This is a genomic window from Skermanella mucosa (assembly GCF_016765655.2).
In the GTDB taxonomy this organism is placed as follows: Bacteria; Pseudomonadota; Alphaproteobacteria; order Azospirillales; family Azospirillaceae; genus Skermanella; species Skermanella mucosa.
This window is the reverse complement of sequence record NZ_CP086106.1, coordinates 5,210,370-5,236,132: the sequence shown is the minus strand read 5'-3', so window position 1 is coordinate 5,236,132 and position 25,763 is coordinate 5,210,370. Positions and strand designations below refer to the sequence as shown.

Sequence of the window (25,763 nt, the reverse complement as noted above, 5' to 3'; positions counted from 1 at the left end):
TCCCTCCGCTGGAAGGGACCCCGTGAAACCCGCCCGATTACTGGAAGCGGATCTCGGCGCGACGGTTGGACGGCTCGCGGACGCCGTCGCCGGTGGCGATCAGCGGCTGCGTCTCGCCGAGACCGCGGGTGGTGATCTGACCGGCGGGGACGCCGCGCTGCACCAGGGCCTCGCGCACGGCGGACGCACGACGCTCCGACAGACGCTGGTTGTAGGCCGGCGAACCCGAGGTGTCGGTGTGGCCGAGCACGTTCAGGCGGGACGCGTTGGTCCGGCGGGCATCGCTGACGACCGTGTTCAGGATGTCCTGCGCCGCCGGGGTGATGGCCGAGCGGTCGAAGTCGAAGAACACGAAGTAGACGGCGTTGGCCAGCGGAGCCGCCGGCGGAACGGCTGCGGCCGGGGCGGCGGCGGCGGCTGCGGGCGGCGGCGGGCAGTCATAGCTTCCGGCGTGGAGAACGGCAGTGTTGTTGGCGGCAACCACGGGCTTGCCAGTGGAGTCCACCACAGTGTTGCACTTTTCCGAGGCGCTTTGAGCCAGCACGCTGGCGGGCGCAACGACCGACATCGCCAGGAACGCAAAGACGCCCGAGGCAGCGATTTGATTAAGGCGCACGACCTTCTCCCTTGAGCTGAATTGGTGCATCAACATAACGCGTACACGCGAGAGTCCAATGCGGAAAACACATACGGCGCGGGCACGGTTCCTATCGGATCCGAAGAACGGAGGCTAGTCCGTAACATCCAGAACGAGGAGTAACCTGCCGAAAACAAACGTTTTCCACAAGCTTCGCGGAGCGGCCGGCTGGAGCACCGCCCCCGTATAAACACGACAGAAACGACAAAGTCACGGGGGCTAGCCGAAGTCGAGTGCTTCATAACCCTATAATCAAGATAGAGTCAAACCGACCATCTCCGGCTCAATAGTCCAAGTCACCGTGCTTGATCTGCACCAACTCGCCTTTGGACAGGGAGAGGAGCAGGACGGCGATCAACTCATGCATGATCACGGTATGATGGTTGTCCGACTCCTGCATGTAATGTTGCAGCGCATCGCGGACCTTGTGTACACCTGTCACATCAATGAATATATCGATGTCTTCGCCCATCCGGGCCAGTTCCAGGAAGTCGCTGTAAGTTTTTACCCCTCTCGACCGGGCCAATACAATGCCCGGAGCATCGGGATTTAGATCGGCAATGCCTATAACCTTTACAAAATCTGCGGAGAGAAGCTGCTCAAGCAGCGGCGCACCGGTTTCACCTGCCCCGACGATCGCGATTCTGATCTTGTGTGGCATCTTTGCAATTCCTCTGCACGGCGGACACAGGTAGCCCCCCGGTATTATGACGCGTCCGGTTTATACCATTTCGCGAAAAGCTCCCTAGTTTTGCGCGTCGGGCAGAAAAAAGCAACCCCGCCCGATCGAATCGGGCGGGGTCGCGATGAAACGAAACCTGTGCCGGGGCCGGATCAGGCGGCTTCGGCCATGGCCTTCTTCAGGTTCTCGTCCAGCTTGTCCAGGAACTGCTTGGTGGTCAGCCAGGGCTGCTCCGGGCCGATCAGGATGGCGAGGTCCTTGGTCATGAAGCCGGCCTCCACGGTGCTGACGCACACCTTCTCCAGGGTCTCGGCGAACCGGGTGACCTCGGGGGTGCCGTCGAACTTGCCGCGATAGGACAGGCCCTGGGTCCAGGCGAAGATCGAGGCGATCGGGTTGGTCGAGGTCTCGCGGCCCTTCTGGTGCTCGCGATAGTGCCGGGTCACGGTGCCGTGGGCGGCCTCGGCCTCGACCGTCTTGCCGTCGGGGCTCAGCAGCACCGAGGTCATCAGGCCCAGCGAGCCGAAGCCCTGCGCCACGGTGTCGGACTGCACGTCGCCGTCGTAGTTCTTGCAGGCCCAGACGAAGCCGCCGTCCCACTTCATGACGCTGGCGACCATGTCGTCGATCAGGCGGTGCTCGTAGGTGAGGCCGAGCTTCTTGAACTCGTCGGCGAATTCCGCGTCGAAGACCTCCTGGAACAGGTTCTTGAAGCGGCCGTCATAGACCTTCAGGATCGTGTTCTTGGTCGACAGGTAGACCGGAAGCTTGCGCGCCAGGCCGTAGTTCATGCAGGCCCGGGCGAAGCCGCGGATGCTTTCGTCCAGGTTGTACATGCCCATGGCGACGCCGGCCTCGGGGAACTGAAAGACGTCGTAGGTCACCGGTTCGCCGCCGCCGTCGGGCGTGAAGGTCATGGTCAGCTTGCCCGGGCCGGGGACCTGGAAGTCGGTCGCGCGGTACTGGTCACCGAAGGCGTGGCGGCCGATGATCAGCGGCTTGGTCCAGCCCGGAACCAGGCGCGGCACGTTGGAGCAGATGATCGGTTCGCGGAAGACGGTGCCGCCCAGGATGTTGCGGATCGTGCCGTTGGGCGACTTCCACATCTTCTTGAGGTTGAATTCCTTGACGCGCGCCTCGTCCGGGGTGATCGTGGCGCACTTGACGCCCACGCCGTACTGCTGGATTGCCTTGGCCGCATCGACGGTGACCTGGTCGTCCGTCTTGTCGCGATACTCCATGCCCAGATCGTAGTACTTCAACTCGATGTCGAGGTAGGGCAGGATCAGCTTTTCCTTGATGAACTGCCAGATGATCCGGGTCATTTCGTCGCCGTCGAGTTCGACGACGGGGTTAGCGACCTTAATCTTTGCCATGTATGAAATCTCCCGGTTGGAGCGGGTAGCGTGTGGTTCTTGGGCGCCCTGGATGCCGCCGTTCGGGGGCGGTTCAGCAGGCGTCGTGCGGCGTGCCAGAAGTTTGGACGGCGCGTCTTATAGCACCGTCCCTTCCGCATAAGAAGGCGCACTTGCCCGCAGCGGTCCAGCGTCGCAGGCCCGGTGTCCCGGAGGGAACGCCTATCGGGTCACAGCCATTTGGTTTCGGGCTTGATCACGGACTCCGGCTGGCGCGACAGGGCCGGCATCACGTCCTCCACCCGATTCACCACGGTGAACAGCTTGCGGTGCCCTGGCTGGGCGAAGCCCTGGGCGATCATGTGGTCGAGCAGCGCTTCGAACGGGTCCCAGTAGCCGTCGATGTTGGCGATCACCACCGGCTTGTCGTGCAGGTGGAGCTGCTTCCAGGTCAGGATCTCGAACGTCTCGTCCAGCGTTCCCAGCCCGCCGGGCAGGACGACGAACGCGTCGGAACGGTCGACCATCAGCCGCTTGCGGGTATGCATGCTGTCGACCACCAGCAGTTCGGTCAGGCCGGTATGCTCCACCTCGAGCACCTGGATATGCTCCGGGATGATCCCGACGACGGGTCCGCCGGCCGCGATCGCGGCGTCGGCGACGATCCCCATCAGCCCGACCCGGCCGCCGCCGTAGACGAGCTGGCGTCCGCTCTGCCCGATAAGCGTGCCCAGCAGGTGCGCGGCATCCTTGTAGGTATCGCTGACGCGGCTCGACGAGCCGCAATAGACACAAATCGAAGTCAAGTCCTTCATTCCATCACCCTTACGGACCGCGGCGGCCGGAACCGGGCATGGCGCCTGCCGCCGGCGGTCGATCCGTCCGCGGTTCCCAGCCTCTCACGGCGGAGCCGCCGCGCCAAGTGCGACCATGACGATCCGCCGCATCCCCTTGCGCTCACGGCGTGAACAGACCGGCTCGACGGATGGCCCGCCATGATTTAGACGGATGGATTTCGGCTGTCGATGTAACTTCTATGCATTCTGATCTACACCGAATAGACTTTGCGGTGGACGAGGGTCGGATCGTTCGGAGAAGAACAAGCGGGACGATCGTGAAGAGAGCGCTCATAATCGGTGCCGTCGGCGTCGCCCTGCTGGGCGCCGCCCTGGCCTTGACCTTGCTCGACCAGCCCGGTGAATCGCTGATGGACGCGATGCCGCCCAAGGTCGAAAGTGACGGTCCCGGGCCGTCCCTTTCGGCTGCGCCACCCGTCCCTGAACCGGCGGCACCGCCTGAAAAGGATCCGGAGCCGTCCAGGCCGGAGCCCGGATCCGGCGCGCCGCCCAGCTTCGACGTCGTCAGGATCACTCCGCAGGGCAACGCCGTCATCGCCGGGCGCGCCGAGCCGCATTCCACCGTGACCGTGCTCGACGGCGGCCGGACGATCGGGAGGGCGGTCGCCGACCAGCGGGGCGAGTGGGTGCTGCTCCCCGACGATCCGCTCGGCCCGGGCGGCCGCCAGCTCAGCCTGTCGGCGCGGGCGCCCGACGCCGAGGCGCCGGTTGCGTCCGATGACGTGGTGGTGCTGGTGCTGCCCGAGCCGGCCCAGGAAGCGGGTGGCGCGATCGCCCTGGCGGTCCCTCGGGACGGCACCGGCGCGTCGGCCGTCCTCCAGGCACCGGCTGCCGCCGTCCCGGCGATCGCGCCGCGGCCGGCCGGCGGCGTGTCGGTCGACGTGGTCGATTACGGGTCGGACGGGCGGGTGAATATCGGGGGACGGGCGCCGCCGAGGACCCGCGTCCAGGTGTATCTGGATAATTTGCTGGTCGGCAACTCCCGGTCGGGCGACGACGGGCGCTGGGCCCTGACGCCCGAGCAGCCGGTGCGGCCGGGCCGCTATGCCCTGCGCGCCGACCAGGTCGCCGAGGACGGCAAGGTCGCCGCCCGCGCCGAGATCCCGTTCCAGATGGCGGAGCAGGCGGCGATGCTCCCGGCCGGCCAGTCGGTGGTGGTCCAGCCCGGGGCGAGCCTGTGGCGCATCGCGCGGCGCACCTACGGATCCGGCGTTCGATACAGTCTTATCTATGAGGCGAACCAGGAGCATATCCGCGACCCCGACCTGATCTATCCGGGCCAGATCTTCAACGTGCCCCCGACGAACTGACGGGCCGGACGATAGATCGCAGGACGATGGATCACAGATAGTCGGACAGGATGCGCAGGTAGGGCCGGACCTCCCGGAGGAAAAGCAGGGTCTCGAAAACGACCCCGGTGACGTCGAGATGTTCCTCCGCCTCGGACTCGCCGATCACCAGGATCTTCTGGCCGTCTTCGAGCACGAAGCAGGCCCGTTCCAGGTGCTGCGACGCCCGGAGGATCGTCAGCACGTCGCGGCGGCGCTGGGGCGACTGGGCCGTGTAGGGAACCCAGCCGATCTCAGCCCAGATGCGGAAGCGCATGCGGTCGCCCAGCGGCGTCGTGGAGACCTGGAACAGGAGGTCGTCGATAACGAAGCGCTGGCTCGACGCCGACGGTATCGCGGCGATGCCGAGCATGCCGTCCGGGGTGACATGGACGGTTCCCAGCCTGAGCGGCAACGCCGCCTGGGAGACTTCGACGAGAGCCTGCATCCTATCCGCTCCGCTGTGGAAATGGACCGCGCAGGGCGCCGCCGGGGGAAGCATAGTGGGGGCTCCCGCCTTAATATCGGGTAAAGGAACCGGGGTGCGGCGCCGGAAGTGGTTTGCATCGGGCTTCCGGTGTCATAAGTATCGGTGTCCGCCCAGCCCGCTTTTCAATTCAGACCAGCGCAGGAACCAGCTTCCGACCATGTCCGCTCTGCAATCCGTCGTCGTTCCGATCAACCGTGCCGGTTGGCCCTTCATCGCGCTGTTCGCAGCCGCCACGGCCGTCCTGGCCTTCGTCGCCCAGCCGCTCGGCTGGATCGGGGCGCTGCTGACCGCCTGGTGCGTCTATTTCTTCCGCGACCCCGACCGCGTCGTGCCGGCCCGGCCGGGTCTGCTGGTCAGCCCGGCCGACGGGACGGTGCAGATGATCGTGCCGGCGGTGCCTCCGCCCGAGCTGGGCATGGGGCCCGAGCCGCGGCTGCGCATCAGCATCTTCCTGAACGTCTTCAACGTCCACGTCAACCGCACACCGGCCGCCGGCACGGTCAAGGCGGCGGAGTACCGCAAGGGCCGCTTCCTCAACGCCGCGCTGGACAAGGCGAGCGAGGAGAACGAGCGGATGGCGATCCGGCTGCGGCTGGACGACGGGCGGGAGATCGCCTTCGTGCAGATCGCCGGGCTTGTGGCCCGGCGCATCATCTGCCACCTGAAGCCGGGGCAGGCGGTGGCTGCGGGCGAGCGCTACGGCCTGATCCGCTTCGGCAGCCGGACCGACATCTACCTGCCCGACGGCGTCCATCCGCAGGTGATCGTCGGCCAGACCACGATAGGGGGGGAAACGGTGATCGCCGACCTGAACTCGACCGAGCCCGCACGGCTGGGGGAGGTGCGCTGACATGACCGTCCGTCCCGAACGCGCCCGCCGCCGCAACCGTCCGCCCCGCCTGCGCGGCCTGTCGATCAACCGGCTGCTGCCCAACATGCTGACCATGCTGGCGCTGTGCGCCGGCGTCACCGCCATGCGCTTCGCGATCCAGGGAAGGTTCGAGGCAGCCGTGGTGTCGGTCATGATCGCCGCCGTGCTCGACGCCCTAGACGGCAGGATCGCCAGGCTGCTGAACGGCCAGAGCCGGTTCGGCGAGGAGCTGGACAGCCTGTCCGACGTCGTCAGCTTCGGCGTGGCGCCGGCCATCACCCTCTACCTGTGGGTCCTGGCCGGGGCCGGCACGCCGGGCTGGATCGCGGTGCTGGCCTTCAGCGTCTGCGCCGCGCTGCGGCTCGCCCGGTTCAACAGCAAGCTGGGCGACTCGGACCTGCCGCCCTACGCCTACAACTACTTCACCGGGGTCCCGGCGCCGGCCGCCGCCGGGCTGGTGCTGCTGCCGCTGGTGATCTCGTTCGAGGCGGGCACCACGGTGTTCGGCCATCCGCTGTTCGTGGGGGTCTGGGCCGCGGCGATCGCCCTGCTGATGGTGAGCCAGTGGCCGACCTTCTCGTTCAAGGGAATCCGGGTCCCGCAGAAATACGTGATCCCGCTGCTGGCCGCGGTCGGGCTGCTGGCCGCGATGCTGGTCAGCACCCCCTGGCTGACCCTGGCCCTGATCGGCCTGGCCTACCTGGCCAGCCTGCCGTTCAGCCTGCGGCAGTACCGCAGGCTGCGCCGCGAGGCCGAGCGCCTGCACGAGGCGGCGCATCAGGATGCGGAGGCCGAAGCCGCCGCCGGCGACCGCCCGGCGGACTGACCGGCCCGGAATGCTCGACGCCCGCCTGCGCCGGCTGATCGACCCGCCGCTTGACCGCGCCGGGGCGGCCCTGGCCCGGCGCGGCGTTCCCGCCGACGCCGTGACGCTGGCGGGGTTCGCCGTGGGAGCGGCGTCCTTCCCGGCGCTGGCGGCGGGAGCCTACGGATGGGCGCTGGCGCTGATCCTGCTGAACCGGGCGATGGATGGCCTGGACGGCGCGGTCGCGCGCCATGCCGGGGCCACCGACTTCGGCGGCTACCTGGATATCGTCTGCGACTTCCTGTTCTATTCGGGCGTGGTGTTCTTCTTCGCCGTGGGCCGGCCGGAGGATGCGCTGGCCGCCGCCTTCCTGGTGTTCAGCTTCGTCGGCACCGGCTCGTCGTTCCTGGCCTACGCGATCCTGGCGGCGAAGCGCGGCGTCACGACCGAGATCCGCGGCGCCAAGTCGCTCTACTATGTCGGCGGCATCACCGAGGGGACTGAGACGATCGCGCTGTTCGCCGCGATGTGCCTGTTCCCCGGCGCCTTCCCGTGGCTCGCCTGGGGCTTCGGCGCCCTGTGCTGGCTGACGACGGCGGCAAGGGTCGCGGCGGCGGCCCGGGCTTTCAGGGATTGAGCGCGAGGAGCAAGTAGGAAACTTCCGTTGATATGAACTCAAATCTTTTCCTGTCCTATATCTTTCGAGTCGGGCCTGGAAAAGCCAGTCCAAATGGCGACATCTCCAGAAATGTTGCGCCGTGTGGAAATAACCTCTACCTTAAATACGAAGGAAATTGGTTAAGATCGCTATACAATAGTATATTTCGGTGTGGACTTATTGTCGCGCATGGGTGTCCATCCAATTATGCTACCTTCCAGGTCAGTAGTACCAACCTGATGGACCCTGCCTAAATGCCGCATAAAAGGATCTGTAAGCCGACGACATCTCCAGTCGAAAAGCTTGCCGGTTTCGCGGACAGGGCAGGGCTCGCGCTGTGGGTAGTCGGACCCGATGGAGGTGAGTTCCTTCACGTCAACGACCATGCAAAGCTGATGTACTCGTTCCATGATTTCGATGGCAGCAGGTTTGCCGATTGGCAGCGCTCGGGCGTGGCAAAGGGACGTGTCAGTAACCTGATCGCATATATCGATACGGAACAGTACATTTACCAAGTCACAAGCATTTTCAATCGTAGCCCTCTGATCGAATTCACTGCGGGGCATGCAGACACGGGCGCAAAATGTCACGTCATACATGCTCATGCTCCTGATGGTTCCTGGATTCAACTGCGGTCGATGGATGGACAAATTCCTGCATTCGACGGAATGTACCTTGATGAAATACTAGGAGCCCAATCCCTCACACCCCGATCTGTTGAACGCATGATCAGGCGGGCCAATCACGATGGACCGCTGCCGATAGAGCACTCCCTCAATCTGATAGCCGTTCCGTCCGCAATCTGTTCCGCCTGTGGTCTCGTCATCTATGCGAACAATGCGATGGTGCGGCTTCTTGAGCAGTTCGATGGATTGCGTCTTATCGCCGGACGTTTGATTGTGGATGATATCGGCGTGAACGATCTTATGGGATGTGCGATCCGCGATCATGCTGATGGCGGCAGTGCGGCAGCGTCTTCGTTGCTTCAGATTCCCCGGCGACGGGGGTTGTCTTTGATTGCATCGATCGAACCAGCGCGCTGGCATCTGGCCAGCGTCAGAGGGGCCGAACCAATGTCCCTTGTATCGGTTGTAGACCCTGATCAGAAGCCGGAAATCGATCCTGATTGTCTTCGATCCCTGTATGGATTGTCCCTGGCGGAGGCGGAAGTGGCCCTGCTTGTTGGATCCGGTCTTTCAGCAAAAGAAGTTGCCAGGGTTCGTGGTGTGTCACCCGGAACCGTCAACAACCAGTTGTCAGCGGCTTACGCGAAAACGGGTGCAACCTCCGACGCGAAGCTTCAACAAGTCATATCGAATCTGGCCAAGCTTCGGCTTGCGAGCCGGCCACATCCCCGGGCTGAATACAATTGACGGGGACAAAGCAAAGGAAAAATCGATGGACGTGGATCAGGTTAAGGCAAAACTGCCCATTGAGCAGCTTGTCCAATTGATGCTCGATGATGAATTGTCGGTTGAACAGATCAATGTCGGCATTGATGAATACTGCCGGCTGCTCGCTCTGCTGAGTTCGACGGAAGAGTCGCTTCGTCCGACCAAACTGGCGGATGAGGTGCTGCATCGGCATCTGGAAATGCCAAGCTTTGATGAGGATTGTTTGTCGATAGTCGGCAAGCGAGTCCATCACGTGCCTCATGCGGAAGAATCGCTCGAGATGACCGCCATGTGGCACCGCACACGTGAACTCATGCTGGCCAAATTCAGTATCGATCCGGCAGTCGCCCGGAATGACAATTCGAAAGAAGCTTCCAGCGAGCATAAAGCGCCTTGCTTTGTGACGACCGAAAGCGCGGCTCCTTGCTTTGTGACGAGTGAGCGCGCGGCGCCCTGTTCTGTGACGAGTGACCGAGCAGCCTAGTTCTGTTTTCTTCACGGCGGGGGAGTTCTCCCCCGCCGTGAAGTACGCCCTTGAGTGTTGGCGTTGCCATATGGCAACAGCTCGGGTGTCCTGGATCAGCCGATATGGATCGTCTCATATACGAATGAACTAAGCTTTATGCACTTCGCTGTGCGGGCTAATGTCTTTCTCGCGGAACGACAACTGTTCCCTTGGGCTGCAGTTCATTCCCGTAGAAAGAGATGCGCCATGTCAGATGATAATGAACCGTCGCCCGGCCGGCGGAACCTGTATGTCTCCAAGAACATCACTATCGGATCCCATCGGACCAGCATGCGGCTGGAGCCTTATGTCTGGAATGCCCTGTACGAGATCTGCAATCGCGAGCGGCGATCCGTGAACGATCTCTGCACGGAGATCGCGGGAAGCCGGAGCGAGTGCAACAGCCTGACCAGTGCCGTTCGTCTTTACGTCCTGCGCTATTTTCGCGAGGCTGCGAATGAGCGGGGGCATGCGGAAGCCGCCCACGGGCAAGGACAAACGCAGGACGCCGCCCACGAAGCGGCCGGGCACGGTGCCCCTCGTCCGCGTGGTTTCATGGTCAACTGACTCAGCAATCACCCCTCATGCCGCCGCGCACACCTCTCAGGATCTTCTCGATGTCGGTTTTGGTCTTGCCACGCGTCGGATCGCTTCGTACCCGGAAATAGGTGATTGCATACTGCCATAGCGCCGATGGAAGCTCGTCTCCGAGCCACTCGTCCGAAATCCTGTGAATGATGGTTTCGAGGCTGGTCTTTTCTTCATCGCAGATCTGGTCGAGCGCCAACCAGAGATCGGCCTCGAGCGTCAAACTCACCACGCTGCAGCCAATGTAAAGTTGACGGGAGAGAAGAGTGTCAGGTCTATGGCTCAAGATGTTCTCTCTTCAATCAAAGGTTTTCATCAGCCAAGATGGAATTAATCGCCTTCCTTGATTTCTATCATAGTACAAGCCCGACTTGCACGACCCGAATGTATTGCGCTTGCATGCCGCAGGGTTTGGAAGAGGGGCGGTCTCGACACGGCGCTTCTCCGCCCGCATTACTTCGTATCCGCGGCCGTTACCAAGAGCGCGCCCGTCACGATCAGCACGGCTCCGGCAAAGGTCCAGATATCCGGAACCTCACTGAATAGCAGCCACCCGACGCACGCGCCGACCGGTATCTGGGCGAGATCGATCGGGGCCGCCCTGGATGCGCCGATCCGGCTGTAGCAGCGAGCCGAACACCACTGGGAGCAGACTCCAAAGACTCCCAGGGCGATCAGGATGCCCCAATCGCCCGGACCCGGCGCAGTCCAGGTCCAGGCGGCGGGAATCGACAGCACGGTAAAGGCAAAGATTCCGAAGACGATCACGATGACCGACGGGGAATTGGTATCGGTCAGGCGGCGGACCGCAAGCTGGCTGCCGGACGACGTCAACGCGGCCCCGAGCGCGGCGGCGGCGCCCACCGTTGCAACCGTCGGAGTGAAGTCGTCGGCGAAGGCGGAACTCAGTTGCGGCCATAGGGCGATCGCCACCCCGGAGACGCCGAGGCAGGCCGCCGACCACACGATCGGACCGGGGCGCTCATTGCACAGGGCCGCGGCCAGGCCGATCAGCAGGAAGGTGCGCCCCGCGAGAACGACCGAGACCAGGGCGATCGGGAGATGCGTGAAAGCGACCAGGATGCAGAACAGGGCGGTTACGCCCAGGATGCCGCGGGCCGCATGCCAGGCGGGATCCTTCAGAACGCGCAGCTCCGCGATGGCCCGCCAAGCCACGATGACGATCAGCAAGCCGAAGCCGGCCCGCAGGAATGCCAGCTCGACCGGGGGGAGCTTCGTCCCCAGGAACTTCGCCGAGGCTCCGGAAAGGCTGAAAGCGAAGCATCCGGCAATCATGCACGACGCGCCGTCGATCCGGCGTCGGACATCAATCAATCCGGTCATTTGAACCTGCTCCACGCACCGAAAAATCGCTTACCTGGACAATCTAACTTACATTATACGAAAATGTGGTTATCGCCACATACCGTTAGATGCCGTTCATTTGGAAAGCAAAGGAATGGTGCGGGAGCGGGGTGCCGGTCACCCCGCGACGCAGTCGTAGGCCGAGACCCGGCTGTTCCGGGATTCGTTCCCGTAGCGCTCGACCACGGAAGCGGTGCGGCCCCACTGGCGGCAGATGCCTTCGGCCTGCGCGTCGACCGCCGGTTCGGGCCGCCCGTCGGCCGGGTGGCTGATCGTGACGGAGGCGGGCAGCCGGACCGGCGGCTCGTCCGGCGTGCCGCATCCCGCCAGGCCGGCGGCCGCGAGCAGGAGGAGTCCCGCGGGGCGGAGGCCCACCGTCAGGCCCCCTCGCCGAAGGACTCGCCGGCGACCTCGACCAGGTCGCCGCGCTTTTCCAGGGCGTCGACCACCGGCTGCCAGTCCCGGGCGGCGGGAAGGTCGAGCGTCACGGTGGTCAGGCCTTCCTCGCCGGAGTGGCTGCCAGTGGCCGTCGCCTCGCCGAACCGCTCGCCGATCTCGCGCAGGACGGAGCTTTCGAGACCCTCGTTCCGCCCGCCCTCGTAGCTGTAGATGATCTTCATCGGCACTCTCCCGGGGCGCTATTCGCGACCGTGGACCTGGGCCGGCGGGCTGGTCGCCTCGACCGCGGTGAAGGGTTCCAGGATCTTGTAGGAATGCCTGGCGCCCTTCGGCACGGACCAGCTGTCGCCCGGCTCCAGCTTGACCATCTGCCCCTCGAGGTGAAGTTCCGCGCTGCCGGAGATCACGTATCCGACCGTCTCGTAATCCCGGGCGGTCGGCTCCTTCGAGTCGGCGGCGGAGGGCTGCTCGTCCTGCCACAGGCGCATCGACAGGCTCTTGCCCGACGCCAGATACTTCTGGCCCATCTCGCCCCTGGGTGAATTGGCGGAGTGGACCTTCATCACGGTGGTGTCGGCCATGGCGCTCTCCCTTGGATGGTTGCGGCCGGCCGAAGCCGGCGCTCCACCCCACAACATCGACGGCGGGGCGAGGTTCCCCGGCAGGCGCCGGGCGGCGCGGCGCGGTTGCGCCCGCCCGGCCGCTCCCCCACAATCAGGACCGCAATCTTGGGTGACGGAACGGTCGGGCGGGTGCCGACCATGGGGACGGGCGGCGTAGCGTGATTCATTCCTGGTGCGTAATCCTGCTGATCTGCGCCGTCTTCGGTATCGGCGGGTTCGAGTTCGTGCTGAGCATGGCCGGGGAGGCGGCGCGGCACGAGGTCGCCGGGCTGGCGGTCACGCTGGCCGTGCCGCCGGCCCTGGCGGGCTTCCTGGCCTTCCGCACCGGGCTGCCCGCCGTCGGCCGGCTGTTCGCCGCGCGCACCGACACCGAGCACGAGCAGATCGTCATCCGCATCCTGCTGGTCAGCCTGATCCTGGCCTATGTGCTGGCGCTGGTGCTGGCCGAGGGGGCCGCCGGCCATCTGGTCCGGTCGGTGCTGATCCTGCCCACCGTGTTCGCCGGGTCCTGGCTGCTGCTGGTCCACCTGCTGCTGGAGCCCGCGCCGTCGGTGCCGCGCCGGGTGGTCGGCAACCTGCTGGACATGTCGATGGCCAGCGCCTTCCTGCATGTCGGCGGAGCCATGGCGGCGCCGTGGTACCTGATCTACCTGTGGGTGACCTTCGGGAACGGCTTCCGCTACGGCCCCCGTTTCCTGATGTCGTCGGCGGCGCTGGGCGCCGCCGGGTTCGCCTGGGTGATCCACGTGACGCCGTTCTGGCTGGAGATTCCCCAGGTGGCCTACGGCCTGCTGGCGGCGCTGGTGGTGCTGCCGGCCTACGTCGCCCGGCTGATCCGGCAGCTCACCGAGGCCAAGGTGCAGGCCGAGGCGGCCAACCGCGCCAAGGGCCGCTTCCTGGCGACCGTCAGCCACGAGCTGCGCACGCCGCTGACCGCGATCATCGGCATGGGCGACATGATGATGGGGACGAAGCTGGACGGCGAGCAGCGCGAGATGGCGGCCACCATCAACGCGTCGGCCAAGCAGCTGCTGTCGCTGATCACCGACGTGCTGGACTTCTCCCAGCTGGAGGAGGCCAAGCTGACCGTCGATTCCGGCCCCTTCGACCTGCACCGCGTGCTTTACGCCACGCGCCTGATGCTGCGCGGGCAGGCCAGGGCGAAGCGGCTGGCCCTGCGGCTGGTGGTCGGCGCCGACGTGCCGCGGACGGTGACGGGGGACGGAAGGCGGCTCCAGCAGGCGCTGACCAACCTGCTGGCCAACGCGGTCAAGTTCACCGAGGCCGGCGACGTGACCCTGACGGTGCGCGTGACCCGGTCCGCCCAGGAGCGGGGCCGGCACCGCGGGGTCCTGGAGTTCCGCGTCGCCGACACCGGCATCGGCATCGCGCCGCAGCACCTGGACCGCATCTTCGACCGCTTCACCCAGGCCGAGGACGACATCAACCGGCGCTACGGCGGCACCGGCCTGGGCCTGGCGATCTCCCGCCAGCTGGTCGAGCTGATGGGCGGCACCATCGGCGTGTCGAGCGAGCTTCACCGGGGCAGCGAGTTCTGGATCACCCTGCCTTTCGTCGCCGGGGCGCCGGATGGGGAGGGAGGAAGGGAACGGGGCGGGGAGGCGGCCGTCATCGCGGACTCCCTGGAGGCCGAGGCCCGGCTGGCCGCGGCGCTGCGGGACGACGCGGCGCTTCCCGTGCTGCTGATCCCGCGCGGCGCGCTGGACGACCCGGCCACCGCCCTGGAAGCCTGGCTGGAGAGCGCCGCCGGCGTGGAGCGCGCCGTCGTGGTGCTGGCCGGCGCCACCCCGTTGGAAGCGGCCCGGCGCGCCCGGGGCTGGCGGGCGGAGCTGGTGCTGAGCTGTCCCGACGAGCCGGGGCAGGTCGCGCGGGCGCTCGAATCGGCGCGGGCGCTGGCCGACGCCGCCGCGGCGGGCGCGTCCGGCGCCGACGGGCCGGGGCCGTCCGGGCGGCGCTGCCGCATCCTGGTCGCGGAGGACAACGCGATCAACCGGCGGGTGATCGAGAAGATCCTCCAGCGGGCGGGGCACGAGGCCGTCTTCGCGGCCGACGGCGACGAGGCGCTGGACCTGCTGGACCGCAGCCGCTTCGACATCGTCCTGATGGACATGAACATGCCGGCGGTCAGCGGCCTGGACGTCGCCCGGATGTACCGCTTCTCCCACACCGAGCGGCCGCACCTGCCGATCGTGGCCCTGACCGCGGAGGCGACCGAGGCGGCGCGGCGCCAGTGCGCGGACGCCGGGATGGACGCCTTCCTGACCAAGCCGGTCGATCCCGCCGCGCTGTTCGCGACCATCGCCCGGCTGGTGGACGGCGGAGCCCGCCCCGCCGCCCCCCAGAGCGGGGCCGAACCGGCGCCGGGACAGGACGAGCCGAGCATCGACACCGCCGCGCTGGACAAGCTGCGGTCGGTCGACGACGACCCGGCCTTCGTGGCGCAGATCGCCCGCGAGTTCCTGAACGACGCCGAGGATCTGGTGGGCGAGCTGGAACACGCCTGGGCGTCCGGCGACCTCCACGCCTTCAAGGACCATGCGCATTCGCTGCGCAGCAGCGCGTCCTATGTCGGCGCGGCGCCCATGGTGCGCCTGCTGCTGTCCTGCCGCGACCTGTCGCGCGACGAGCTGGCGGAAGAGGGTTACCGGCGCGTGAAGGATATCCAGGCGGAGTTCGTCCGCGTGCGGACCGCGCTGCGGGAGCTGGCCTGAACCGGCGGCACGGTCACGCGGGCAGGGCGGCCTCGACCTCCTTGACGCGCCGGCTCAGCTCCGCCCAGGACAGCCCGGCGATCTCGTCCGGCAGGTCGTCCAGCAGGTCGGCGGGCAGATCCTCCAGGAAGTCGGGCGGAAGCTCCGCCGCCATGGCTTCCAGGAGGCCCGGCGGCAGGCCGGCGGGGGCGGGGTCATCCTCCGGAACCGCCCGAAGGTCATCCTTGGTCACTATCTGGGTCACCGGCGGGGACGCGGCCGGGGCCTCCGCCGCAAGCTCCGGCTCCGCCGCAAGCTCCGGCTCCGCCGCAAGCTCCGGCTCGGGCATCGGAATCGGCTCCGGCTCGATGGCGTCCATCCACTCCAAGGGGTCGGGGGCCAGGCCCGCGACGTCGGCGTCGGGCGACTGGCGCTCGTCGCGGAAATGGTGGGAAATCCGGCGGTCCTGGATGACGCCTTGCAGCTTGAGCTGGAACTCCACCGCCCGCATGGCGATGCCCGGCTTCTTCGCTTCCACGGCGTCGGCGATGACCGTCTCCATCACCTCCGCGGCGCGGTCGAGGCGGGACTTGTGGAACGCCCGCCGTTCGGCGCGGAGCGCGTCGATGCGGACGCGGATCTCCTCCCTCCCCAGCAGGAAATGGCCCCGCTGCTTCGCCCCCCGCGGAGAATAGCCGGCGCGGCGCGCCGCTTCCGCCGCCGAAACCCCGGCGGCGATCTCCTCGCAGAAGAGTTCCTGTCGGACGGCGAGCCGGGGAGCGGGGGCGTTCATGGCGTGGCTTTCCTTCGGCGGTGAGTGGTGAAGGATGTTAATCCTATTATAGGGTGTCCTGTCAAGGACATAGGAACGCGCCGGGAACATCGGGCGGGAGGGGGCGCGTCCCGCGCGCCTTGGGCGGCGGGACGCCGCCCCTCCGGCGGAGATTTATCGCTTTACGACGGAAGGGCTAAGCGTTTAGTGGTAAGACTTACGGGAAACTGATGGAGTGCGCGGGTCATGGTGGTGTTCGGGTCGCTGACGGTGGAAACCTTCCGGAGCGAGGTCGGAAACATGTTCTGGGTGGATACCGTGCCCAAGCCGGTCAGGATCAAGCTGATCCGGCTGAAAGAAGGCGTGCCGACGCTCCGCGATTTCCGCATTCCCTTCTCGCTGATCTTCGCGACCCCGCGCGACACGCTGCTGCTGGAAGGCACCTACGATTTCAAGAGCGAGAGCGGGCGGGAGTTCCGGCAGGTCTTCATGGCGCCGATCCAGTCCAGCGGGCCGATGCAGGAATACCAGGTCCTTCACAACTGAAGGGCCGGGCCGCCCCGGGGCGCAGGCACGGAGGCCGTGTCAGCGCAGCGCCGGGGGCAGCCATTCCAGCGGGATCATCGGCGAACCGGGCGTCATCGGCAGCTCGGTCACGCCCAGCCGGGCATAGAGCCTGCGCGCCGGATTGTGGGGGGCGACGGAGGCACGCGCGACCTTCCCGCAGCGGATCGCCTCGGCGAAGATCACGTCCCTGATCACGATCCGCCCGCCGCCCACGCCTTTGCGTCCCGGCAGCATCGCGAGGTCGTGGAGCAGGATCTGGTCCGGCGGGTTGGAGAAGATCAGGCGGCCGACCGGCTCGCCGTCGCACTCGATGATCCACTGTTCCAGGCCGGGATAGAGATGCCGCCAATTGTAGAGCTGCGAGACATGCTGCTGGCGGAGCAGGAAGTCCTTCTGGTGCTGCGGCAGGGGCATGCCGTCGAAATCCAGCGCCTTGGACGCGACGAAGATGCGGAAGACCAGCGCCTCGTCCTCCGGCCGCTCGGGCCGCAGGGTCAGGCCGGGCCTGGTGGTCAGGATTCGGTCGCCATCGCGGATCATGCGGGAGAACCCTTTGGTTCGTAGCTTCGGAAAGCTGGAGTAATATGCCTTTGGGGGTATAATGACGGAACGTTACACTTCCGGAAGGAGTTCCGCCATGACTGAATCCGCCGCCGCCCCAGTTGCCGCCCCGGCCGCCGTCCCCGCCGCCGATATCTTTACCCTGGAGGTCTTCACGCCCTGGATCGGGAAGGAGTTCTCGATCCTGCATCCGAACGTATCAGCCGACTTCAAGCTGAGGCTGACCAACGTCTACGATCCCAGCAAGGGGGCGTCCCATCCCCGGTTCCGCAAGCCGCTGACCCTCCAGTTCCGGGGGCCGGCCGACCCGATCCTGCTGGAAGGCTTCTACGATATCGAGGCGGAGGGCACGGGCGTGCTGGGCCTCCACATCGTTCCGACCCTGACGCCGGACCGCGAGGAGAACGGCATGGGCTATCACGTGGCCTTCAACTGACCGGCGGCCGGGCCGCCGCTCCCCCGGGGGAGAGCGGCGACCCGGGAGCGTCGGGTCACGGACGGGTCGGATAGATGCCGTTGGTCGCGATGATATAGTACATCACGAGGTACGGCTCCCGGATGCTGAACGGGGTGGCGCCGGTGGGGTTATTGGCGCCGACGGTCAGGCCGGAGAGCGAGATGGTGCCGGTGCCGATCGAGGTGGCGGTGGGGGTGCCGGCCGGGGCATAGATACTGACGGGCTTCTTCTCGAAAACAGAGGGGTCGTCATAGTTGGCGGTCGCCAGCACGTTGCCATTGCCGGGTCCCGGAAGAGTCGCTTCTCCTGACGAACCCATGATGCTCACGGTCGCCGTCGTCGACGAACTGGTCACCGGATGAACGTGCGGCGCCAGCGGAACGTTGGCGGTGGACAGCGTCGCGTTGACAGCACCGCCCTTGGCGCCGGGGACGTACTGGCTCACGCTGCCATTGAGGTTCAGGATGCCCTGGCCGACGATGGTCCGGCCCTGAAGGTCGGGCAGATTGAAGTTCTGGCCGTTGGAGCCACCGAAAGTGGTGCCAAGCAGCGAGTACAGGGCGGAGTACTGGTTGACCGGAAGATTCTGCCCCTGGCAGGTCTGCCAGTCCTGGGGAGCGAACTGGAACGCGACGGGCATCACTGTGCCCATATACGGATCGGACATGGTCGACTCTTCCTTCCTGGTGCGATGACGAAGCTTCGCGGGTCTGCCCCGCGGGGTGTCCGCCGTTTCCCCCCAACGGATCCCGATCCGTCGGATCGTCTCGGCCTTTTGGCCTCGTCCGAAAGGCATGGGACCCGAGCCATGGCTACCCGAAATCCCGTCCGGATTGAATCGATAAAGCGCCGGAAAAGGAGAATCGATATCGTACTATGCTCGTGATTGGAGGAAGAAGTTGTCCTGGTGCTAATCAGAGGTACCATCGTATGCCACCATGGCGTTGGGAGGCCCTGTCCGGCTCGCCTGGCGGTCCGGTGAAAAGGCGGCATGCTTCGACTCGGATCGTGCCGGCCGGTACCGGCGGAAATTTTCCACACGGCGAGTTCCCCGCATTAGCGAAGAATTAGTCCTTTCGATATAGGCATGCGGGAGGAGCAAGCGCGGGGCATCAGCCGAGAGGCGGCCGGCATGAACGGATGGGCATCCATGGACGTCGAGTACTTCAAGAAGCAGCTGGGCAATGTCTTCGTGGCGGCAGCCATCCCGAGGCCGGTCGAACTGAGGCTGATCCGGGTCAGGGAGGGGGAGGAGGATTTCGAGACCTCCCACGTGTCGTTCACGCTGACCTTCGCCAACCCGTCGGAGGAACGGCTTTCGCCGGGCATTTACCAGTTGACGAGCGAGGACGGGCTGGAGTTCGCCTACGTTCCCCTGATCCCGGTGGCAAGGACCGTGCCGGTGCAGCAATACCTGGCGGAGTTCCCCTGACGTCCGGCGGACGGAAATCGACCGTATCCGGCGCGCGGGTGGCGGGCGTGTTACTCCATTGTATGTGAGAGGGGAGGCGGCGATGGTTGGTCGGATGCGCGCGGGCGGAGTGGTCGATAAGAAGGTGACCGCCGCTCGGAAGGGTGATGGCATGGGTACCCGTCCGACAGAGGGACAGGCGCAGCCGGAAAAGCGTCTGAGCGAAGACATCGCGGAGGCCGGATCGGAACCCAAGGCGGACACGACGGCCGCCACCGGGAACACCCCTTCGTTGAACCGCAAGCTGAACATCCTGCTCGCCCGCATGGGCTTGTCGTAACGGCGCTTGGGTCGGGCCACGGTTCCGGCCTCGAGAGGGTTGGACACGCGGGGTGTTTGTTGCGGTCGGTGCGCAGGCGTGGTACTCCATCGTATGTCGGACGGGGAGTAAGCGATGGTTGCTCAGATGCGCGCGGACGTGGTGGTCGATACGATGACGACCATCGCTCGGAAGATCGACGGCATGGATACATGCCTGACCGAGGGGCAGGCGCGGCTGGAAAAGCGGCTGGACGGTGTCGTCGAGGAGCAGGTAAGGCTGCGCGCCGACATCGCGGAGTTTCGATCGGAGCTCAAGGCGGACATCGCGGAGGTTCGGACGGAACTCAAGGCGGACATCGCGATCGTCGCCGAGAACATCCATTCGTTTGATCGCAAGCTGAACACCTTGCTCGCCCACATGGGCTTGACGGAATAAACCGTAGGTTGGGCCGTGCCCCAACGCAATCCATCGGCGTTGACGGTGTGAGTTGGGCCACGGCCCAACCTTACGGGTTCCGCTTCGAGGGTTTTTGACACACGGCGTGTTTGCTGCGGTCGGTGCGCAGGCTTGGTACTCCATCGTATGTCGGACGGGGAGTAGGTGATGGTTGCTCAGATGCGCGCGGGCGTGGTTGTCGGTACGATGATGACCATTGCCCGGAAGATCAACGGCATGGATACACGTCTGACCGAGGGTCAGGCGCGGCTTGAAAAGCGGCTGGACGGTGTCGCCGAGGGTCAGGCGCGGCTGGAGAGGCGGCTGGACGATGTCGTCGAGGAGCAGGTAAGATTGCGCGCCGACATCGCGGTCGTCACCGAGAATACCCATTCATTGAATCGCAAGCTGAACACCCTGCTCACTCACATGGGCTTGGCGGAATAGCTCGTGGTCTGGACCGTGGTCCAACGCAATCCACCGACGTTGACGATGTGAGTTGGGCCACGTCCCGACCTACGGTTCTCGCCTGCGCGGTCTCCGTTTGCCGGGATGGCGCGTCGGCGCCGTAGGTTGGGCCGTGGCCCAACGCGATCCGTCGGCGTCGATGTTGACGTGGGCGCCATGCATTCGCGGGAAATAGCGCTCCGCGCAACCACGGCCGCGAGTTTCCCGCCGCAATACCCTCACTAATAAGGGCCAACCTGTACACTTGATCCGAATGGGTATATTGTACAAACGGGGTACCCATTGCGTCGGTGCGTGGGTCGAAGAAGTTCGCGTCAGGTGGGGAGGTCGTGATGGGTGTGATGGGACTTGGTCGGCGGGGAAAGCGCGGCGGTCTGACCGGCATGCGGGATCACCTGCACATGTCCACATCCGTCATCGCGCTGGAACCGCGATTCATGTTCGACGCGGCGGGTGTCGCGACGGCGGTCGATTCGGCGGTGCCGGACACGGGGGCGGACCCGCTGTTCGATACCGCCGGCGAAGTGGTGGATCAGGCGCTTCTGGACGCGGCGGCGCAGGCGAGCGTATCGGAACCCCCGGCGGTAGTTGTCGCTGAAACGGTAGCGCCGGAAACAGCTCAGCAGACGGAGCTACCGGCCTCCTTCGTTGGCATCGCTGCGAACAACGGTCGGCAAGAAATCATCTTTATCGACACGGGCGTAGAGGGATGGGAAGCGCTACGCAATGCCATGGCGCCTGGGGTCGAGGTGATCCAGCTCGACCCGACTACCGACGGCATAGCCCAGATCTCCAAAGCACTGCAAGGGCGGTCCGGGATTGATGCTATCCATATCCTGAGCCATGGCGGGAAGGGCGTTGTCAAACTGGGGGCGACCCTGCTGTCAGAGGCGAACATCGACCAATATGCGGATTCACTGGCGGACTGGGGAACCGCCCTGTCGGAACAAGGCGATATTCTGCTCTACGGCTGTTCTGTAGGCGAAAGCGATGAAGGGCTGAACTTCATCACGAAAATGGCAGAACTGACCGGCGGGGACGTTGCCGCGTCAGACGACCAGACGGCTTCGCCTGAATTTGGGGGCGACTTCGTTCTAGAGCGTTCTTCAGGGTCGGTTGATGCCGAAACCATTATCGATTCTCAATCGGTCGGCAATTTTACAGGCAGCCTGGCGCTCACGCTCCCCTCTACTGAAGAATTTGAAACTGGATCGAACGTATCGATAACGCCATCGGGAACAGATGTCACGAATGGCTCCTATACCAACGTTGGCAGTCTGGGTTGGGATGTTTCATTCACTGGAAAAACTCGGGTAACGATTGGCACTGCGGCAACAATATCCAGCAACGCCTCGGATAGGGTTCTGTATTCAAATACTTCATCTGTTTCCGGAAATTTTTTCCGCGAGTTTATTGTCAAAAGGAACGATGGAGTTAATTTTAAGCTAACGTCCCTTGTGATGCATGCGACGGGCAATGCTTCCGGTGCGTCGGTGACGATTACCGGTTATAGGGATGGCGGCGGTACCGCAGTCGGTTCGAAGGCAGTTACAGCAGGTTCCAATGCTACGATTTCATTCGGTACTACCGATAGCGGGTCATTCAAAGACATTGATGAAATTCGGTTCACCTTTGCCAGCGACATTCAGAACCAAGCCGCATGGCATATAGATACTATGGTTATGGCAGCAGCGGAGCCTGATGTCAGCAACTCCGCCCCCACCGCCACCATTACCACGGCCCCTGATGTCACCACGTCCGGCGGCTCCTCTTATGTCGTACGCGTCACCTATGCCGACAGCGATGGCACCATCGATGCTTCGACGATCGGCAATGACGACATTTCCATTGCCGGTCTTGGTACGCCTACAGCCAACATCGTTTCCGGGTCCGGCACCAACAGCACGGTGGTGGATTATACGTTTAGTCCCCCCGGCGGTACCTGGGACAGCGCGGACAACAACACCTATACCGTCAGCCTGGGCAGCGGACCGGTAAATGATAACGGCGCCAGTGCAGTAACGGCGCTGGCGACCGGGACCGCCGATAGCAGCATAACCGTCAACATCGTGGCTGCCGACAATACCGCCCCCACCTTCGACGTGTCCCCCGCCGCGTCCAGCATCACAACCACCGGATTCACCGCCGGGTCGAGTCTCGACGAGTCCGGCACCGTCTATTACGTCGTCGTCGCCGATGGCGCCTCCGCGCCGACCGCGGCGGAGGTGGCGGCGGGGACCGCATCGGGCGGCGGCGCCGCGTTGGCGAGCGGCAATGCCGTGGTCGGTTCGTCCCCCTTCACCAGCAGTTCCAGCATCACGGGTCTGAAATCCGGCACCGCCTACGACCTCTACATGGTCGGCAGGGACACCGCCAACAACCTGATGGCCAATGCCACCAAGGTGGACGTCACCACCTCGGCCGCGACCGTCTCGCTCTCCGTCAACAACGCCACCGCCGCCGAGGCGGCCGGCACCTCCACCGTCACCGCGACGCTCAGCGCGGCGGCCTCCGAAAACACCACGGTGACGATCGGCCGAAAGAGCAGCAGCACCGCGACGCTGACGGACGATTTCACCCTGTCCTCGACGACGATCACCATCCTGGCCGGCAACACCACCGGCACGGCGACCCTCACCGCCGTGCAGGACGCGCTGGACGAGGCGGACGAGACGGCCATCATCGAGGTCACGGCCGTGTCGGGCGGCGGCGGCGCCACCGAGAGCGGCACCCAGGAAGCGACGGTGACGATCACCGACGACGACGCGACGCCGACCCTGTCGATCGCCGATGTCAGCCAGGCCGAGGGCAACAGCGGCAGTTCCACCATGACCTTCACGGTCAGCCTGAGCGCCGCGTCGGGCCAGGCCGTGTCGGTCCAGTATGCCACCTCCGACGGCACCGCGACGACGGCGAACAGCGATTACACCGCCACCAACGGCACCCTGAACTTCGCCGCCGGCGACACGAGCAAAACCTTCACCGTCACCATCGCGGGCGACGCCGCGGCCGAGTCGAACGAGACCTTCACGGTCACCCTGTCCAGCCCCAGCAACGCGACGATCTCCACCGCCACCGCCACCGGCACCATCACCGACGACGACAGCGGCCCCACGATCACCAGCGCCACCTATGACGCCACCACGGGCGTGCTGGCGGTGACCGGCGCCACCCTGACCAACGGCGGCGCGATCGACGAGACCAAGCTGACGCTGACCGGCGAGGGCGGCACGACGTATACCCTGACCGAGACCGGCGCGATCACGGCCAGCAGCACCACCGGGTTCTCCATCACGTTGAACGCGACCGACAAGGCGGCGGTCAACCAGATCCTGAACAAGGCCGGCACCAGCTCGACCGGCGCCACCACCTACAACCTCGCGGGTGCCGCCGACTGGCACGGCACGGGCAACGCCGACACGACCGGCAACGCGGTGAACGTCAGCAACGTGCCCGTGCCGGAGATCACCAACGCCACCTACGACGCCTCGACCGGCGTATTGGCGGTGACCGGTACCGGCTTCCTGACGCTGTCGGGCGCCTCGAACGACATCGACGTGTCCAAGCTGACGCTGACCGGCCAGGGCGGCGGCACCTATACGCTGACCACGTCCAGCGTCGAGATCAGCAACGGCACATCGTTCTCGGTCACGCTCAGCGCCGCGGACAAGCGGGCCGTCAACGGGTTGCTGAACAAGAACGGCTCCGCGGCGGTCGGCGGCACCACCTACAACCTCGCGGCGGCGGAGAACTGGGCGGCGGGCGCCGCTTCAGGGGTCACCGACGTCGATGCCACCGGCAACGCCGTCACGGTCAGCAACGTGACGGCCCCGACGATCACGTTAGCCACCTACGACGCCACATCGGGCGTGCTGACGGTGACCGGCACCGGGCTGGTGGCGGCGTCGGGCGCCACCAACGACATCACGGCCAACACCCTGACGCTGACCGGCGAGGGCGGGGCGACCCATACCCTGACCACCACCGCGAACGTCGAGGTGACCAGCGCCACGTCCTTCTCGATCACGCTGGACGCGACCGACAAGGCGGCGGTCAACCAGATCCTGAACAAGGCCGGCACCACCTCGACCGGCGGCACCACCTTCAACCTCGCGGCGGCGGACGACTGGAACACGGTGATCGCCGACACCAGCATCGCCGACGCGACCAACGCGGTGACCGTCAGCAACGTGCCCGCGCCGACGATCACGTCGGCCACGTACAACGCCTCGACCGGCACCCTGACGGTGACCGGCACGGGCTTCACCAAGCTCAGCGGCGCCACCAACGACATCGACGTCAGCAAGCTCAGCCTGACCGGCGAGGGCAACAACAGCTACACGCTGACCACGTCGAGCGTGGAGATCACCAGCGGCACCAGCTTTGCGGTGACGCTGAGCGCCGCCGACAAGCTGGCGGTCAACGGCCTGCTCAACTACAACGGCACCGTCTCGGTCACCTCCACCACCTACAACCTCGCGGCGGCGGAGGATTGGGCGGCGGGCGCCGACGCGGCGGTCACCGTGGCCGATCTCACCGGCAACGGCGTGACGGTCAGCGGCGTCGCGGACCCGGCCATCACCTCGGCCGCCTACGACGTCTCGACCGGCGTGCTGACGCTGACCGGCACCGGCTTCGTGGCTTGGCCGGGCGCCACCAACGACGTCACGGTGTCCAAGCTGACCCTGAGGGGCGAGGGCTCGGGGACCCGCGTCCTGACCACGTCGAACGTCGAGGTGACCAGCGCCACCAGCATCACGATGACGCTGAACGCCGCCGACCAGGGGGCGGTGGCGCTGTTGCTCAACAAGAACGGCACCAGCTCGACCGGCGCCACCACCTACAACCTCGCCGCGGCGAGCGGCTGGAACACGGTGATCAACGACGAAGCGAGTGACAGCACCACCCCGGTGACGGTCAGCAACGTGCCGGTTCCGACGATCACGTCAGCCACCTACGACGCCACGTCCGGCGCGCTGGTGGTGACCGGCACCGGCTTCACGAAGCGGAGCGGGGTCACCAACGACATCGACGTCTCCAAGCTGGCGCTGAGCGGCGAGGGCGGCGACAGCCGGACCCTGACCACGTCGAGCGTCGAGGTGACCAGCGCCACCAGCTTCACCGTGACGCTGAACGCCGCCGACCTGGCTGCGGTGGCGCTGTTCCTGAACAAGAGCGGCACCAGTTCGACCGGCGGCACCACCTACAACCTCGCGGCGGCGGAGGATTGGGCGGCCGGCGCCGACGCGGCGGTCACCGTGGCCGATCTCACAGGCAACGGCGTGACCGTCAGCAACGTGGCGGTTCCGGCCATCACGTCGGCCACCTACGACGTCTCGACCGGCATCCTGACGGTGACCGGCACCGGCTTCCTGAAGCTGAACGGCGCCACCAACGACATCGACGTCACCAAGCTCACCCTGAGCGGCGAAGGTGCCGCGACCCGCACGCTGACCTCGACCAATGTCGAGATCACCAGCGGCACCAGCTTCGCGGTCACGC

The 25,763-nt window shown here is 65.5% G+C and carries 28 protein-coding genes and 1 pseudogene (1 of these 29 only partly in view); 16 read left to right on the top strand and 13 right to left on the bottom strand.

Annotated features, from left to right (window positions below; all coding sequences use genetic code 11):
- Positions 1–37: 37 nt before the first annotated feature.
- From JL100_RS24255 to JL100_RS24240, 4 genes are all read right to left on the bottom strand, one after another.
- Positions 38–616 carry an OmpA family protein gene (locus JL100_RS24255; protein WP_202684110.1) on the bottom strand — a complete coding sequence of 193 codons (579 nt, stop codon included), beginning with the start codon at positions 614–616 and terminating at the stop codon, positions 38–40.
- Positions 617–920: 304 nt separating this feature from the next.
- Entirely contained in the window at positions 921–1,298 is a 378-nt protein-coding gene (locus JL100_RS24250; protein WP_202684109.1) for a Gfo/Idh/MocA family oxidoreductase, read from the bottom strand.
- 173 nt (positions 1,299–1,471) lie between these two features.
- On the bottom strand, positions 1,472–2,695 hold the full coding sequence (locus tag JL100_RS24245; RefSeq protein ID WP_202684108.1) for an NADP-dependent isocitrate dehydrogenase: 1,224 nt from the start codon (positions 2,693–2,695) through the stop codon (positions 1,472–1,474).
- Positions 2,696–2,904: 209 nt separating this feature from the next.
- A complete protein-coding gene (locus tag JL100_RS24240; protein WP_202684107.1) occupies positions 2,905–3,489 on the bottom strand; it encodes an LOG family protein in 585 nt (194 codons plus the stop codon).
- 299 nt (positions 3,490–3,788) lie between these two features.
- On the opposite strand from JL100_RS24240, the gene JL100_RS24235 reads away from it, so the two are divergent.
- Positions 3,789–4,841, top strand: coding sequence for a LysM peptidoglycan-binding domain-containing protein (locus JL100_RS24235; RefSeq protein WP_202684106.1), 1,053 nt, complete (start codon positions 3,789–3,791; stop codon positions 4,839–4,841).
- 31 nt (positions 4,842–4,872) lie between these two features.
- Here JL100_RS24235 and JL100_RS24230 read toward each other — a convergent pair whose 3' ends face one another.
- Positions 4,873–5,307: a hypothetical protein gene (locus tag JL100_RS24230; protein WP_202684105.1), complete on the bottom strand. Its 435-nt coding sequence runs from the start codon at positions 5,305–5,307 to the stop codon at positions 4,873–4,875.
- Positions 5,308–5,506: 199 nt separating this feature from the next.
- Between JL100_RS24230 and JL100_RS24225 the strand changes: the two genes are divergently transcribed.
- The 6 genes from JL100_RS24225 (at position 5,507) to JL100_RS24200 (ending at position 10,149) form a co-directional block, all read left to right on the top strand.
- Positions 5,507–6,199, top strand: coding sequence for a phosphatidylserine decarboxylase (locus tag JL100_RS24225; RefSeq protein ID WP_202684104.1), 693 nt, complete (start codon positions 5,507–5,509; stop codon positions 6,197–6,199).
- 1 nt (position 6,200) lies between these two features.
- The gene (pssA, locus tag JL100_RS24220; protein ID WP_202684103.1) at positions 6,201–7,046 is read left to right on the top strand and encodes a CDP-diacylglycerol--serine O-phosphatidyltransferase; all 846 of its coding nucleotides are present in this window, start codon (positions 6,201–6,203) and stop codon (positions 7,044–7,046) included.
- Positions 7,003–7,662 carry a CDP-alcohol phosphatidyltransferase family protein gene (locus JL100_RS24215; RefSeq protein ID WP_228420875.1) on the top strand — a complete coding sequence of 220 codons (660 nt, stop codon included), beginning with the start codon at positions 7,003–7,005 and terminating at the stop codon, positions 7,660–7,662. Before pssA ends, JL100_RS24215 begins: the two co-directional genes overlap by 44 nt.
- Positions 7,663–7,937: 275 nt before the next feature.
- Positions 7,938–9,056, top strand: a complete 1,119-nt coding sequence (locus tag JL100_RS24210; protein ID WP_202684101.1) for a helix-turn-helix transcriptional regulator — start codon at positions 7,938–7,940, stop codon at positions 9,054–9,056.
- Positions 9,057–9,081: 25 nt separating this feature from the next.
- Positions 9,082–9,561 carry a glycine-rich domain-containing protein gene (locus JL100_RS24205; RefSeq protein WP_202684100.1) on the top strand — a complete coding sequence of 160 codons (480 nt, stop codon included), beginning with the start codon at positions 9,082–9,084 and terminating at the stop codon, positions 9,559–9,561.
- Positions 9,562–9,789: 228 nt separating this feature from the next.
- Positions 9,790–10,149 carry a ribbon-helix-helix domain-containing protein gene (locus JL100_RS24200; RefSeq protein ID WP_202684099.1) on the top strand — a complete coding sequence of 120 codons (360 nt, stop codon included), beginning with the start codon at positions 9,790–9,792 and terminating at the stop codon, positions 10,147–10,149.
- Position 10,150: 1 nt separating this feature from the next.
- Here JL100_RS24200 and JL100_RS24195 read toward each other — a convergent pair whose 3' ends face one another.
- The 5 genes from JL100_RS24195 to JL100_RS24175 form a co-directional block, all read right to left on the bottom strand.
- Positions 10,151–10,393 carry a hypothetical protein gene (locus JL100_RS24195; protein ID WP_407696898.1) on the bottom strand — a complete coding sequence of 81 codons (243 nt, stop codon included), beginning with the start codon at positions 10,391–10,393 and terminating at the stop codon, positions 10,151–10,153.
- A gap of 230 nt (positions 10,394–10,623) precedes the next feature.
- Positions 10,624–11,514, bottom strand: coding sequence for a DMT family transporter (locus JL100_RS24190; RefSeq protein WP_202684097.1), 891 nt, complete (start codon positions 11,512–11,514; stop codon positions 10,624–10,626).
- A gap of 138 nt (positions 11,515–11,652) precedes the next feature.
- Complete coding sequence (locus JL100_RS24185) at positions 11,653–11,910, bottom strand: hypothetical protein (protein ID WP_202684096.1); 258 nt, start codon at positions 11,908–11,910, stop codon at positions 11,653–11,655.
- 2 nt (positions 11,911–11,912) lie between these two features.
- Positions 11,913–12,155 carry a hypothetical protein gene (locus JL100_RS24180; protein ID WP_202684095.1) on the bottom strand — a complete coding sequence of 81 codons (243 nt, stop codon included), beginning with the start codon at positions 12,153–12,155 and terminating at the stop codon, positions 11,913–11,915.
- Between the two features lie 18 nt (positions 12,156–12,173).
- Positions 12,174–12,515: a cupin domain-containing protein gene (locus tag JL100_RS24175; RefSeq protein ID WP_202684094.1), complete on the bottom strand. Its 342-nt coding sequence runs from the start codon at positions 12,513–12,515 to the stop codon at positions 12,174–12,176.
- Between the two features lie 200 nt (positions 12,516–12,715).
- On the opposite strand from JL100_RS24175, the gene JL100_RS24170 reads away from it, so the two are divergent.
- Positions 12,716–15,289 (top strand): ATP-binding protein, encoded by a 2,574-nt coding sequence (locus tag JL100_RS24170; RefSeq protein ID WP_202684093.1) that lies wholly within the window; start codon positions 12,716–12,718, stop codon positions 15,287–15,289.
- A gap of 13 nt (positions 15,290–15,302) precedes the next feature.
- Here JL100_RS24170 and JL100_RS24165 read toward each other — a convergent pair whose 3' ends face one another.
- A complete protein-coding gene (locus JL100_RS24165; protein WP_202684092.1) occupies positions 15,303–16,061 on the bottom strand; it encodes a terminase small subunit in 759 nt (252 codons plus the stop codon).
- 225 nt (positions 16,062–16,286) lie between these two features.
- Between JL100_RS24165 and JL100_RS24160 the strand changes: the two genes are divergently transcribed.
- Positions 16,287–16,586 (top strand): DUF6916 family protein, encoded by a 300-nt coding sequence (locus JL100_RS24160; protein WP_202684091.1) that lies wholly within the window; start codon positions 16,287–16,289, stop codon positions 16,584–16,586.
- A 39-nt stretch (positions 16,587–16,625) separates the two neighbouring features.
- On the opposite strand, the gene JL100_RS24155 is transcribed toward JL100_RS24160, so the two are convergent.
- Entirely contained in the window at positions 16,626–17,147 is a 522-nt protein-coding gene (locus JL100_RS24155) for a GNAT family N-acetyltransferase (protein ID WP_202684090.1), read from the bottom strand.
- 97 nt (positions 17,148–17,244) lie between these two features.
- On the opposite strand from JL100_RS24155, the gene JL100_RS24150 reads away from it, so the two are divergent.
- Complete coding sequence (locus JL100_RS24150) at positions 17,245–17,604, top strand: DUF6916 family protein (protein WP_202684089.1); 360 nt, start codon at positions 17,245–17,247, stop codon at positions 17,602–17,604.
- A gap of 55 nt (positions 17,605–17,659) precedes the next feature.
- Here the strand turns inward: JL100_RS24150 and JL100_RS24145 are convergent, their stop codons facing one another.
- Entirely contained in the window at positions 17,660–18,292 is a 633-nt protein-coding gene (locus JL100_RS24145) for a phage tail protein (RefSeq protein WP_202684088.1), read from the bottom strand.
- Between the two features lie 483 nt (positions 18,293–18,775).
- Here JL100_RS24145 and JL100_RS24140 point away from each other — a divergent pair, with 483 nt between their 5' ends.
- The 6 genes and pseudogenes from JL100_RS24140 to JL100_RS36575 form a co-directional block, all read left to right on the top strand.
- Positions 18,776–19,057 (top strand): DUF6916 family protein, encoded by a 282-nt coding sequence (locus tag JL100_RS24140; RefSeq protein ID WP_202684087.1) that lies wholly within the window; start codon positions 18,776–18,778, stop codon positions 19,055–19,057.
- An 82-nt stretch (positions 19,058–19,139) separates the two neighbouring features.
- Entirely contained in the window at positions 19,140–19,376 is a 237-nt protein-coding gene (locus tag JL100_RS24135) for a hypothetical protein (protein ID WP_202684086.1), read from the top strand.
- 114 nt (positions 19,377–19,490) lie between these two features.
- Complete coding sequence (locus tag JL100_RS24130; RefSeq protein ID WP_202684085.1) at positions 19,491–19,793, top strand: hypothetical protein; 303 nt, start codon at positions 19,491–19,493, stop codon at positions 19,791–19,793.
- 168 nt (positions 19,794–19,961) lie between these two features.
- Entirely contained in the window at positions 19,962–20,240 is a 279-nt protein-coding gene (locus JL100_RS24125; RefSeq protein ID WP_202684084.1) for a hypothetical protein, read from the top strand.
- A 353-nt stretch (positions 20,241–20,593) separates the two neighbouring features.
- Positions 20,594–21,373, top strand: a pseudogene (locus tag JL100_RS36885) (DUF4347 domain-containing protein); the annotation flags it as partial.
- Between the two features lie 570 nt (positions 21,374–21,943).
- On the top strand, positions 21,944–25,763 hold the 5' end (the start) of the coding sequence (locus JL100_RS36575; RefSeq protein ID WP_267133590.1) for an autotransporter-associated beta strand repeat-containing protein. It continues 26,813 nt past the right edge of the window; only the first 3,820 of its 30,633 coding nucleotides appear in the window; its start codon is at positions 21,944–21,946; its stop codon lies off the right edge, out of view.

What these genes read in the sequence shown, in the direction of transcription:
- JL100_RS24245 (WP_202684108.1), bottom strand. Translation starts at nt 2,695, where the DNA reads ATGGCAAAGATTAAGGTCGCTAACCCCGTCGTCGAACTCGACGGCGAC.
- JL100_RS24210 (WP_202684101.1), top strand. Translation starts at nt 7,938, where the DNA reads ATGCCGCATAAAAGGATCTGTAAGCCGACGACATCTCCAGTCGAAAAG.
- JL100_RS24160 (WP_202684091.1), top strand. Translation starts at nt 16,287, where the DNA reads ATGGTGGTGTTCGGGTCGCTGACGGTGGAAACCTTCCGGAGCGAGGTC.
- JL100_RS24175 (WP_202684094.1), bottom strand. Translation starts at nt 12,515, where the DNA reads ATGGCCGACACCACCGTGATGAAGGTCCACTCCGCCAATTCACCCAGG.
- JL100_RS24165 (WP_202684092.1), bottom strand. Translation starts at nt 16,061, where the DNA reads ATGAACGCCCCCGCTCCCCGGCTCGCCGTCCGACAGGAACTCTTCTGC.
- JL100_RS24150 (WP_202684089.1), top strand. Translation starts at nt 17,245, where the DNA reads ATGACTGAATCCGCCGCCGCCCCAGTTGCCGCCCCGGCCGCCGTCCCC.
- JL100_RS24190 (WP_202684097.1), bottom strand. Translation starts at nt 11,514, where the DNA reads ATGACCGGATTGATTGATGTCCGACGCCGGATCGACGGCGCGTCGTGC.
- JL100_RS24200 (WP_202684099.1), top strand. Translation starts at nt 9,790, where the DNA reads ATGTCAGATGATAATGAACCGTCGCCCGGCCGGCGGAACCTGTATGTC.
- JL100_RS24205 (WP_202684100.1), top strand. Translation starts at nt 9,082, where the DNA reads ATGGACGTGGATCAGGTTAAGGCAAAACTGCCCATTGAGCAGCTTGTC.
- JL100_RS24140 (WP_202684087.1), top strand. Translation starts at nt 18,776, where the DNA reads ATGGACGTCGAGTACTTCAAGAAGCAGCTGGGCAATGTCTTCGTGGCG.
- JL100_RS24145 (WP_202684088.1), bottom strand. Translation starts at nt 18,292, where the DNA reads ATGTCCGATCCGTATATGGGCACAGTGATGCCCGTCGCGTTCCAGTTC.
- JL100_RS24240 (WP_202684107.1), bottom strand. Translation starts at nt 3,489, where the DNA reads ATGAAGGACTTGACTTCGATTTGTGTCTATTGCGGCTCGTCGAGCCGC.
- JL100_RS24225 (WP_202684104.1), top strand. Translation starts at nt 5,507, where the DNA reads ATGTCCGCTCTGCAATCCGTCGTCGTTCCGATCAACCGTGCCGGTTGG.
- JL100_RS24125 (WP_202684084.1), top strand. Translation starts at nt 19,962, where the DNA reads ATGGTTGCTCAGATGCGCGCGGGCGTGGTTGTCGGTACGATGATGACC.
- JL100_RS24135 (WP_202684086.1), top strand. Translation starts at nt 19,140, where the DNA reads ATGGTTGGTCGGATGCGCGCGGGCGGAGTGGTCGATAAGAAGGTGACC.
- JL100_RS24250 (WP_202684109.1), bottom strand. Translation starts at nt 1,298, where the DNA reads ATGCCACACAAGATCAGAATCGCGATCGTCGGGGCAGGTGAAACCGGT.
- JL100_RS24230 (WP_202684105.1), bottom strand. Translation starts at nt 5,307, where the DNA reads ATGCAGGCTCTCGTCGAAGTCTCCCAGGCGGCGTTGCCGCTCAGGCTG.
- JL100_RS24180 (WP_202684095.1), bottom strand. Translation starts at nt 12,155, where the DNA reads ATGAAGATCATCTACAGCTACGAGGGCGGGCGGAACGAGGGTCTCGAA.
- JL100_RS24130 (WP_202684085.1), top strand. Translation starts at nt 19,491, where the DNA reads ATGGTTGCTCAGATGCGCGCGGACGTGGTGGTCGATACGATGACGACC.
- JL100_RS24155 (WP_202684090.1), bottom strand. Translation starts at nt 17,147, where the DNA reads ATGATCCGCGATGGCGACCGAATCCTGACCACCAGGCCCGGCCTGACC.
- JL100_RS24215 (WP_228420875.1), top strand. Translation starts at nt 7,003, where the DNA reads ATGCGGAGGCCGAAGCCGCCGCCGGCGACCGCCCGGCGGACTGACCGG.
- pssA (WP_202684103.1), top strand. Translation starts at nt 6,201, where the DNA reads ATGACCGTCCGTCCCGAACGCGCCCGCCGCCGCAACCGTCCGCCCCGC.